At 68.6% G+C, this 10,673-nt stretch carries 10 protein-coding genes; 8 read left to right on the top strand and 2 right to left on the bottom strand.

The window, feature by feature from the left end; genetic code table 11:
• On the bottom strand, positions 1-471 hold a 471-nt coding region (locus A3AG_RS0103620), incomplete at its 3' end, for a carboxyl transferase domain-containing protein (protein ID WP_026163909.1).
• Between the two features lie 55 nt (positions 472-526).
• The gene (locus tag A3AG_RS0103615; protein ID WP_018004099.1) at positions 527-2,251 is read right to left on the bottom strand and encodes an AMP-binding protein; all 1,725 of its coding nucleotides are present in this window, start codon (positions 2,249-2,251) and stop codon (positions 527-529) included.
• A gap of 347 nt (positions 2,252-2,598) precedes the next feature.
• Between A3AG_RS0103615 and A3AG_RS0103610 the strand changes: the two genes are divergently transcribed.
• The 8 genes from A3AG_RS0103610 to A3AG_RS0103575 all read left to right on the top strand — a co-directional run bounded on the left by A3AG_RS0103610 (position 2,599) and on the right by A3AG_RS0103575 (position 10,649).
• Positions 2,599-3,294, top strand: coding sequence for a TetR/AcrR family transcriptional regulator (locus A3AG_RS0103610; RefSeq protein ID WP_018004098.1), 696 nt, complete (start codon positions 2,599-2,601; stop codon positions 3,292-3,294).
• A gap of 73 nt (positions 3,295-3,367) precedes the next feature.
• Entirely contained in the window at positions 3,368-3,736 is a 369-nt protein-coding gene (locus A3AG_RS0103605; protein WP_018004097.1) for a VOC family protein, read from the top strand.
• A 127-nt stretch (positions 3,737-3,863) separates the two neighbouring features.
• Positions 3,864-4,628, top strand: coding sequence for a cell envelope integrity protein TolA (tolA, locus tag A3AG_RS0103600; protein ID WP_018004096.1), 765 nt, complete (start codon positions 3,864-3,866; stop codon positions 4,626-4,628).
• Positions 4,629-4,821: 193 nt separating this feature from the next.
• Entirely contained in the window at positions 4,822-5,385 is a 564-nt protein-coding gene (locus A3AG_RS0103595) for a cysteine dioxygenase family protein (RefSeq protein WP_018004095.1), read from the top strand.
• Between the two features lie 56 nt (positions 5,386-5,441).
• Positions 5,442-5,900 carry an Lrp/AsnC family transcriptional regulator gene (locus A3AG_RS0103590; protein ID WP_018004094.1) on the top strand — a complete coding sequence of 153 codons (459 nt, stop codon included), beginning with the start codon at positions 5,442-5,444 and terminating at the stop codon, positions 5,898-5,900.
• A 324-nt stretch (positions 5,901-6,224) separates the two neighbouring features.
• The gene (gene rpoD, locus A3AG_RS0103585; RefSeq protein ID WP_018004093.1) at positions 6,225-8,189 is read left to right on the top strand and encodes an RNA polymerase sigma factor RpoD; all 1,965 of its coding nucleotides are present in this window, start codon (positions 6,225-6,227) and stop codon (positions 8,187-8,189) included.
• 37 nt (positions 8,190-8,226) lie between these two features.
• On the top strand, positions 8,227-8,805 hold the full coding sequence (locus A3AG_RS0103580; RefSeq protein ID WP_018004092.1) for a DUF2760 domain-containing protein: 579 nt from the start codon (positions 8,227-8,229) through the stop codon (positions 8,803-8,805).
• Positions 8,802-10,649 (top strand): Hsp70 family protein, encoded by a 1,848-nt coding sequence (locus tag A3AG_RS0103575; RefSeq protein ID WP_018004091.1) that lies wholly within the window; start codon positions 8,802-8,804, stop codon positions 10,647-10,649. Before A3AG_RS0103580 ends, A3AG_RS0103575 begins: the two co-directional genes overlap by 4 nt.
• Positions 10,650-10,673 lie beyond the last annotated feature (24 nt).

Below are 10,673 nucleotides of genomic sequence, written 5' to 3'. Positions count from 1 at the left end.
GAAGACCTCGTCCTGGTTGGGCAGGTTGGCGCCGCCCGAGTCGACCAGGTAGATGCACGGCAGGTGGTTTTCCTCGGCGATCTCCTGCGCGCGCACATGCTTCTTGACCGTCATCGGGTAATACGTGCCGCCCTTGACGGTGGCGTCGTTGCAGACGATCACGCATTCCTGGCCGGCGACGCGGCCGATGCCGGTGATGATGCCGGCGCCGGGCGCGGCATCGTCGTACATGTCGTACGCGGCCAGCTGCGACAGCTCCAGGAACGGCGTGCCGGGGTCGAGCAGCTGCTGCACGCGCTCGCGCGGCAGCAGCTTGCCGCGTGCCAGGTGCTTGTCGCGCGCGGCCGCGCCGCCGCCTTCGGCCAGCTTCGCGATCTTTTGCTGCAGGTCGGCAACCAGATCCTGCATTGCCTGCGCATTGGTCCTGAACGACTCGGAGCGGGCGTTCAGCTTGGTTTCAATTACCGCCATAGGGGCCTCGGGCAGTCGGTTATCGGTTGTTTAGGGTGATAGCTCAGGCGGACGCTCAGGCGGTCCTGGATTCATCGAGGTTCAGTTCACGCACCATCTGGTCCCGCATCACGAACTTCTGCACCTTGCCGGTCACGGTCAGCGGCATCTCTTCGACGAAACGGATGTAGCGCGGAATCTTGTAGTGCGCGATCTGGTCGCGGCAGAACGCGCGGATCTCGTCTTCGGTGGCGCTCTCGCCCGGCTTCAGCACGATCCACGCGCACACCTCCTCGCCATACCTGGGATCGGGCACGCCGAACACCTGCACCGCCTGGACCTTCGGATGGCGGAACAGGAATTCCTCGATCTCGCGCGGATAGATGTTCTCGCCGCCGCGGATCAGCATGTCCTTGACGCGGCCGACGATATTGCAATAACCCTCCTCGTCGAGGGTGGCGAGGTCACCGGTGTGCATCCAGCCGTCGCGGATGGCTTCGGCGGTGCGGGCCTCGTCGTCCCAGTAGCCGAGCATCACCGAATAGCCGCGCGTGCACAGCTCGCCTTTCTCGCCCACCGGCACGATGGCACCGCTGGCATCGACGATCTTGACTTCCAGGTGCGGCTGGACCCGGCCCACGGTAGTGGTGCGCTTGTCGAGCGGATCGGTGGTGCTGCTCTGGAACGACACCGGGCTGGTCTCGGTCATGCCGTAGGCAATGGTCACCTCGGACATGTGCATCTGCGCCACCACGCGCTTCATGGTCTCGATCGGGCATGGCGAGCCCGCCATGATGCCGGTGCGCAGCGAAGAGAAGTCGTATTCGGCAAAGCGCGGGTGGTCCAGCTGCGCGATAAACATCGTCGGCACGCCGTGCAGCGCGGTGCAGCGCTCTTCGCTGACCGCGCGCATGGTGGCCTCGGGTTCGAAGGCCTCGCCCGGGAACACCATCGCGGCGCCGGTCGACACGCACGCCAGCACCGACAGCACCATGCCGAAGCAGTGGTAGAACGGCACCGGGATGCACAGCTTGTCCCGCTCGGAGAAGCGCATCGCCATGGCGATAAAGCGCGCGTTGTTGACGATATTGCGATGCGTCAGCGTGGCGCCCTTGGGCGCGCCGGTGGTGCCGCTGGTGAACTGCACATTGATCGCATCATGGCGGTCGAGCTGCGCCGTGACGCGGTCGAGCTCCGCGCGCGCCACGCCGGCGCCGCGCTCCAGCAAATCCGCATAGCGGATCATGCCGGGGGTCTCGCCCTCGCCCATGCGGATCACCCAGCGCAGCGACGGCAGGCGCGCGGCCTGCAGCGCGCCCGGCGCGCTGGTGGCCAACTCCGGCGCCAGCGCCTGCAGCATGTCGAGGTAGCGCGAGGTCTTGAAGGCCTCGGCGGCGACGATGGCCTTGACGCCGACCTTGTTCAGCGCGTATTCCAGCTCCGCCAGCCGGTAGGCCGGATTGATATTGACCAGCACCAGCCCCAGCCGGGCGGTGGCGAACTGCGTCACCAGCCACTCCACGCGGTTCGGCGCCCAGATGCCGACGCGGTCGCCCCGGGCGAGGCCAATCGCATGCAGCCCGGCTGCCAGCGCGTCGATGGCTTCGGCAAACTCGCGCCAGTTCCAGCGCACGCCCTGCTCGCGAAAGACCACGGCCTCGCGTTCCGGGAACGCTGCCACGGTCTGCGCCAGCAGCGCCGGCACGGTCTGCTCGGACAGCGCAATGCTGGTGTCGCCACGGACATGCGACAGCCCGCCGGTCGGCCGAATGGTGGGAAGCGGTTCTCCCTGCATCTTCATCGTTGTCTCCAAAGCGCGTCGGTTTCGACTTGAGTTGAGCGCAACTCAAGGTCACGAATATCGCCGGGGTGATTTGCCCAGTCCGGGTTAACCCCGTGAAGCTGCTGTCAGTGCTGCCGGATGGTCGTTCGACTTCCGGTCTCGTCACATCGGAATGACGAAAAGGTATACGGGCTGCCCGGAAAATTCAACATTAATTTGAGGCTTACTCAACTTCGGGCCAGAATGGAGTACGATGTGACGGCAGCGCGCGGCCACCGTCTGGTTCCGCGCTGCCGCGACTCCGCCCCCCCCCGATCGGGGAGGCGGCCTATCATTCGCGCTTTCGCCTGCCGGGAACCGCCACCATGGAAGACAACGCCGCCACCCGCCGGATCCCGTCCGGCGCCAGGGCGGAACAACGCATTCGCGACATCCTGCGCGTCAGCCGCGAGGTGTTCGCCGAACTGGGCTACGACAAGACCACCACCACCGAGATTGCCCAGCGCCTGGGCGTGTCCGAGGCCACGGTGTTCACGTACTTCCAAAGCAAGCGCAAGCTGTGCGTGCGGGTCATCGAGGACTGGTATGACGAGATCATCGACGCGGTCGAGCGCGGCATGCCGCGCGACCAGAGCACCAGGGCCCAGCTTGCGTTCTACGTGAAGACGCACCTGCGCCTGTTCCTGATCCAGGGCACCGGGCTGTGCGCGCTGGTGCTGTCGGAAGGGCGGGCCAAGGGGCCCGACCTGGGGCAGGAGTTCGTGCCGCTGCAGCGCCGCTATACGGCGCCGCTGATGGAGCTGCTGGCGCGCGGCCGCGAACGTGGCGAGATTCGCGCCGACCTGCCGCTGAGCCTGTTGCGCTCCGCCATCCTGGGGCCGATGGAGCATATCCTGTGGGATGCCATCGCGCGCGAGCGCGAGGTCGATATCGACCAGACCGCCGCGGGCATGGTGGCGCTGCTGTGGCCCGCGCTGCAGCCGGCGAATCTCGAGCTGGAGGCGCTGCGCGCCTTCCATGGCGAAGTCGGCGCGGCGCTGCGCAAGCTGGACGGCGCCTGACCGGAGCGCCGGGCGCGGCGCGCAAAATCCTTGTACGCTGGAGGCGGTGTCTTTCCAGCACGGAGATTGCGACATGGCCGTCCAGCTCAACCACACCATCGTCTTCTCTCGCGACAAGCAGGCGTCGGCGGACTTCCTGTGCGAAGTCCTGGGCCGCCCGCCGGCCGAGCCGTTCGGGCCGTTCCTCGGCGTCGCGCTCGACAACGGCGTGACCCTCGATTTCATGGACGCGCAAGGCGAGATCGCCATGCAGCACTATGCCTTCCTGGTCAGCGACGCCGAGTTCGACCACGGTTTTGCCCGCGTGCGCGCGCACCAGCTGCCTTTCTGGGCCGACCCCTACCGGCGCCGCCCCGGCGAGGTCAATACCGATGACGGTGGCCGCCGGATCTATTTCGAGGATCCCAGCAAGCACTTCCTCGAGATCTTCACCAGGGGCTGAAGCCGGCGCGGCGCTGCCGCGTCTCTGGCCGGACACGGGCAGGCGCCGCCTGTACCGTCCTGCACTTGGTTGATGCGGTTGCGCCTCATAGAATGAAATGGCCTGGTTTCCGCCGCATCCAAGGACCATGCAGACCGCCGCCTATCCCTACCAGCCCGTGCGCGAGCGGCGCACGCTGACCTGCTTCCTGCTGGCCCTGCTCATGCACCTGCTGCTGGGGGCCCTGCTGTACTACGGCGTGCGCTGGCGCAATGCCGTGCCCACCGGGGTTGCGGCGGAGTTGTGGGAGCCCGTCCCCGAGGCCATCACGCCCGAGCCCGCCGTCAAGCCGGCGCCGACACCACCGCCCGTCGAGGAAGAAGAGGCCGATATCTCGCTGCAGGAGAAGCAGCGCAAGGCCAGGCAGGCCGAACGTGAGGCCGGACAGCAGCGGCAGCGCGAAAGCCAGGCCCGCGCCGACGAGGCGCGCAAGGAGGCGCAACGCAAGGCCACGGATGCGCAGCGCCAGGCCAGCAATGCCGAGCGCCAGGCCGAACTGGCGCGCCTGCGCGCGCAGGCGGGCGGTGCCGGCGCCAGCGCCAATACCGGGGCCGGTTCCGGATCGTCGGCCAGGCCGTCCTCGGGCTATGCCGAGCGCGTGCGCCAGCGGGTCAAGCCCAACATCATCTTCAACGAGGACGTCGCCGGCAATCCGGCCGCGGTGGTGGCCGTGCACATGGCGCCCGACGGCTCGCTGCTGTCGACGCGGCTCGCCAAATCCAGCGGCAATGCCGGCTGGGACAACGCGGTGCTGCGCGCGGTGCAGCGCTCGGACCCGCTGCCGCGCGACAGCAACGGCGTGGCGCCGTCCAACATCCTGATCACCTTCTGGCCCAAGGACGAGGGCGGCTGAGTCCGCGCCGCCCGCGCGTGCCCATATCCCCCGGGGGCGCGTGATCGCACCTCCAGAAAGGACAAAATTCCAAAAAATCCTGCTTTTAAGGAATAGCATTACAATTCCAGCCCGACTGGAAGGACAAATCGCATGCCTGTGCTCCCGCCGCTCCATATCATGGATAGACAAGAACAAGCCGACGGAACCCGCCATGACGACCGCTTCCCCTGTGACTGCCCCATCCCCGCCCGCCGCCGGCCCGGCCGGCGCCCCGCTCGACCGGCTGGCGCTCGACCTCGCCGACATCTTCAGCGACAGCGCGCGCCTGGTCGCCAGCCACATCGCGCAGCACCTGCCCGACACCGACACGCTGCTGGCGGCGTTGCCGCCGGGCGCCTTGCTGGGCGCCGCCGACACCTATACCCGGCACCTGGTCTACGGCGATCCGCTGGAACGCTTTTCGGCCATGGTGCTGGTCTGGCGCCCGGGCCAGGCCAGCCCGGTGCATGGCCACCGCACCTGGTGCGCCTATCGGGTGCTGCGCGGCACGCTGACCGAGCAGCACTACCGGTGGGATCCCGCCAGCCGGCACGCGCGCCATGCCAACACCGTGACGCGCGGCGCGGGCGATACCTTCAGCGTGCCGGGCGGCCTGCAGCATATCCACGCGCTCGGCAACACCAGCGACGAGATCGCGGTTTCCCTGCATCTCTACGGCGTCAGCCGCGACCATATTGCGACCGGCGTGAACCTGCTGGTGCCCGCCGACGCCTGACCGCCCCGCTCCGCGCCTGGTGCGGGCGCGCCCTGCCCCTCTGACCGCCACGCACCATGGACCGCTACGACAAACAGATCCTTGCCCTGCTGCAGGAAGACGCCACCTTGCCGGTGGCGGAAATCGGCGAACGGGTCGGCCTGAGTTCGACGCCGTGCTGGCGCCGCATCCAGAAGCTTGAAGAAGCCGGCCTGATCCGCAAGCGCGTGGCGCTGCTCGACGCCGGCAAACTCAATGCCGGCGTCACCGTGTTCGTCTCCGTCCGCACCAGCCAGCACAACGTGAAATGGCTCAAGCAGTTTCACGGACTGGTGTCGTCGATCCCGGAAGTGACCGAGTTCTATCGCATGGCGGGCGACACCGACTACCTGCTGCGCGTGGTGGTGCCAGATATCGCCGCCTACGACCGCGTCTACAAGAAGCTGATCCAGGGCGCCGAGCTGGCCGATGTCAGCTCCAGCTTCGCGATGGAGCAGATCAAGTACACCACCGCGTTGCCGCTGGACTATGCCTGAGGCGACACTTGGCCGACCGTAGCGCCGCGGCCGCGCCCGCCGGCGCTGGCAATTCCCGCCACGGCAGCGGCTTGCGCCGCGCTTTTCGGCGCATCCTGTTGCAAATACCACGCATTCCGGCAGACTAGCCGCCACGCATTCCGGGCCCGGAACCTGCTGCGACGCAGCAATGGCTGTAGAATATGCGGCCCCTATTCAAACGGCCGCGGCGGACGGTTATCCGCCCCCGCCGAACCCCACGCGAGCCTTGACAGCAGGTTGGAATCACGCGCGCCCTCGTGCGCACTGCCGTCGAAACGCGATGCACGAAGGAAACAGCAGTCAATGACAAGTGGCGCACAACGAACGGCAGCCAAAACACGAGCAGCAGTCAAGGACAACGGTCAGGCCAGCCCGGCCGCGGCCCCCACTGATCCGTCGGCCGAAGCCGCCGCGCGCAGCCAGCAGCTGCGCGCGCTGATCCAGCTGGGCAGGCAGCGCGGCTACCTGACCCACGCGGACATCAGCGACCACCTGCCCGAGAACTTCACGGATACGGCCGCGATGGAAAGCATCGTCGGCACCTTCGCCGAGATGGGCGTGAAGATCTACGAGCAGACACCGGATGCCGAAACCCTGCTGCTCAGCGACGGCCCGGTGGTGGCCTCCGACGAGCAGGCCGAAGAGGAAGCCGAGGTCGCGCTGGCCACGGTCGATTCCGAGTTCGGCCGCACCACCGACCCGGTGCGCATGTACATGCGCGAAATGAGCTCGGCCACGCTGCTCACGCGCAAGCAGGAAGTCGAGATCGCCAAGCGCATCGAGGACGGCCTCAACAACATGGTCCACGCGATCTCGGCATGCCCGTTCACCGTCGCCACGATCCTGGAGCTGTCGGAGAAGGTCGCGGCCAACGAGATCGGCATCGACGACGTGGTCGACGGCCTCAGCGACGAGACCATCGCCGAGCCGGCCGCCGCCGCCGCGGATGACGCCGACGACAGCAGCCTCGACAGCGCCGACGAGTCCGACGAAGACGACGACGACAGCGCCGATGAAGGCAGCAGCGGCCAGCAAAGCGCCGAAGCCGACCTGGCGCGGCTGCGCGATGAATGCATGAAGCGCTTCGCGCGCGTCGCCGAGCAGTTCGAGCGCATGCGCGCCGAAAGCGAAGCCGGCCGCGCAACCGCCCCGGCCTTTGCCGCCGCGCGCGACGCGGTGCGCGAAGAGTTGCGCACGATCCGCTTTACCGCCCGCACCATCGAGCGCCTGTGCGCCAACGTCCAGGGCATGGTCGACGAGGTGCGCGCGATCGAGCGCCAGGTGGTGCAGCTGCTGGTCGAGCGCTGCGGCATGGAGCGCGACGACGTCATCGCGCGCTTCCCCGGCAACGAGACCAACCTGGCCTGGGGCCAGGGCCTGGCGGCCGAAGGGCGCCCCTACAGCGCCGCGGTCGCGCGTGCGCTGCCGGACCTGGAAGCGCACCAGCAGAAGCTGATCGACATCCAGGCCCGCGCCGCGCTGTCGCTGGCCGAGCTGAAGTCGGTCAACCGCAAGATGCTCGCCGCCGAGCGCCAGATGCGCCAGGCCAAGCACGAGATGACGCAGGCCAACCTGCGCCTGGTGATCTCGATTGCCAAGAAATACACCAACCGCGGCATGCAGTTCCTGGACCTGATCCAGGAAGGCAATATCGGCCTGATGAAGGCGGTCGACAAGTTCGAATACCGCCGCGGCTGGAAATTCTCTACCTACGCCACCTGGTGGGTGCGCCAGGCGGTCACGCGCGCCATCGCCGACCAGGCCCGCACCATCCGCGTGCCGGTGCACATGATCGAGCAGATCAACAAGCTCAACCGCCTGTCGCGCGAAATCATGCAGCAGACCGGCAAGGAACCCGATCCGGCGGTACTGGCCGAGCGCCTCGACATGACCGAGGACAAGGTGCGCTCGATCATGAAGATCGCCAAGGAGCCGGTGTCGATGGAGACCCCGGTGGGCGAGGACGGCGACACCAGCCTGGGCGACATGATCGCCGACTCGGACACCGCCACGCCCGCCGACGCCGCCCTGCAGGCCGGCCTGCGCGCGGTGGTGCGCGAGATGCTCGACGAGCTGTCGCCGCGCGAGGCCAAGGTGCTGCGCATGCGCTTCGGCATCGACATGTCGACCGACTACACGCTGGAAGAAGTCGGCAAGCAGTTCGATGTCACGCGCGAGCGCATCCGCCAGATCGAAAGCAAGGCGATGAAGAAGCTGCGGCATCCCAGCCGCGCGGACCAGTTGATCACCTATCTGCGCGACGCCTGAGCGGTCCTCCGCCTCCGCGCACAGAGGAGTGTTATCCATGCCTGACCCGAACCTCTCTTTCTTTGGCAGGCTCTCGCTTGCCATGGGCACGTTCTTCGCCATCCTGGGCAACCGCGAGCTGCCCGCCGGCATCCAGCGCCTGCGCGCGGGCGAGCCCGCCGCGCCGGCGACCCCGGCCCCGGTGACGGCACCCGCCCCGGCGCCGGTTGCGGAGCCCGCGCCCGCGCTGAAGGAAGCCAGCCCGGTGGCCGCGCTGCAACTGCTCGGCTTGCTCCAGCGCGACGCCCGCTTCGTCGACTTCGTCGAGGAAGACATCACGCGCTATGCCGACGCCGAGATCGGCGCCGCCGCGCGCCTGGTGCACGATGGCTGCCGCGCGGTGCTGCGCGAGCATTTCACCATCCGCCCGGTGCGCGAGGAAGCCGAGGGCAGCCGCGTGACGCTGGCCGACGGCTTCGACGCCAGCGCGATCCGCCTGACCGGCAACGTGGTGGGCAGCGCGCCGTTCCATGGCGCCATCAGCCATCGCGGCTGGAAGGTCGAGGAAGTGCGCCTGCCGCGCCTGGCCGAGCGCCACGACGCCAGCGTGATCGCCCCCGCCGAGGTGGAGCTATGAGCGAGGCCCGCTATGCCATCGGCATCGACCTTGGCACCACCCACAGCGCGGTTTCCTACGTCGACCTGGCCGCCAGCGATGGCGAGAACACCAGCCAGCGCGTGCTGCCGATCACGCAGCTGACCGCGCCCGGCGCGGTCGAGGACCTCGACCTGCTGCCCTCGTTCCTGTACCTGCCGCACGAAAGCGAACTGGCGCCGGGCGACCTGAACCTGCCGTGGAGCGCCGCGCGCGACTTCGCGGTCGGCGAGATGGCGCGCAGCCGTGGCGCCGGCACGCCGATCCGGCTGGTGTCCAGCGCCAAGAGCTGGCTGTGCCATGCCGGCGTCGACCGCCGCGCGGCGATCCTGCCCGCCGACGCGCCGCCCGAAGTGCCGCGCGTGTCGCCGCTGGAGGCTTCGGTGCGCTACCTGACGCACCTGCGCGAAGCGTGGGACCAGGCCCATCCCGACGCGCCGTTCGGCGAGCAGGACGTCACCGTGACGATCCCCGCCTCGTTCGACCCTGCCGCGCGCGAGCTGACCGCTGAAGCCGCCGCGGCGGCCGGCTATGCCCGCATGACGCTGCTCGAAGAGCCGCAGGCCGCGCTCTACAGCTGGATCCAGAAGAGCGCCGGCCAGTGGCGCAAGCAGGTCAAGGTCGGCGACATCATCCTGGTGGTCGATGTCGGCGGCGGCACCACCGACCTGTCGCTGATCGCCGTGATCGAGCGCGACGGCAACCTGGAGCTGCACCGCATCGCGGTCGGCGACCACATCCTGCTGGGCGGCGACAACATGGACCTGGCGCTGGCGCACGTGGTCGCGCGCAAGCTGGCGGCGCAGGGCACGCAGGCCGATCCGTGGCAGCTGCGCGCGCTGACCTACGCCTGCCGCGCCGCCAAGGAAACGCTGCTGACCGACCCGGCCACCGACAGCGTGCCGCTGGTCGTGCCCAGCCGCGGTTCGAAGCTGATCGGCGGCTCGATCCGCACCGAGCTGACCCGCACCGAACTGACCCAGACCATTCTCGAAGGGTTCTTTCCGCAAGTCGACGCCGCGGCGCGCCCGGTTACCCGGGCCCGTGCCGGCCTGACGCAGCTGGGCCTGCCCTACGCGCAGGACGCGGCCATCACGCGCCACCTGGCGGCGTTCCTGGGCCGGCAAGCGGGCGCGCTGGCCGAGATCGATGGCCTGCAGGCCACGCAGCCGGAAGGCGCCAGCTTCCTGCGCCCCACCGCCGTGCTGTTCAACGGCGGCGTATTCAAGTCGGGCCTGCTGGTCGAGCGCATCCTGCAGACGCTCAACGGCTGGCTCGCCGCCGAGGGCGCGGCGCCGGCGCGGCTGCTCGACGGCGCCGAGCTGGACCTGGCGGTGGCGCGCGGCGCCGCCTATTACGGCTACGTGCGGCGCGGCAAGGGCGTGCGCATCCGCGGCGGCACCGCGCGCGCCTACTACGTCGCGGTGGAATCGTCGATGCCCGCCGTGCCGGGCTTCGAGCCGCCGATCCAGGCGCTGTGCGTGGCACCGTTCGGCATGGAAGAAGGCACCGAGGCCGAGCTGCCGCCGCAGGAGTTCGGCCTGGTGGTGGGCGAACCGGTGCACTTCCGCTTCTTCGGCTCTTCGGTGCGGCGCCAGGACCAGGTCGGCACCTTGCTGGACTTCTGGGGGCCGGAGGAACTGCAGGAGCTGGAAGAAATCCAGGCGACACTGCCCGCCGAAGGCCGCACCGCCGGCGAAGTGGTGCCGGTCAGGCTGCATGCGCGCGTGACCGAGGCCGGCACGCTGGAGCTCGAGGCGGTGCCGCGCGCCAGCGGCGAGCGCTGGAAGGTGCAGTTCGACGTGCGCGGCAACGCCGATGCCTGAAGCCGCAGCAGCGGCGATGAAGCA

The organism is Cupriavidus neocaledonicus, assembly GCF_000372525.1.
GTDB lineage: Bacteria > Pseudomonadota > Gammaproteobacteria > Burkholderiales > Burkholderiaceae > Cupriavidus > Cupriavidus neocaledonicus.
This window is presented reverse-complemented; position numbering and strand designations above follow the sequence as displayed.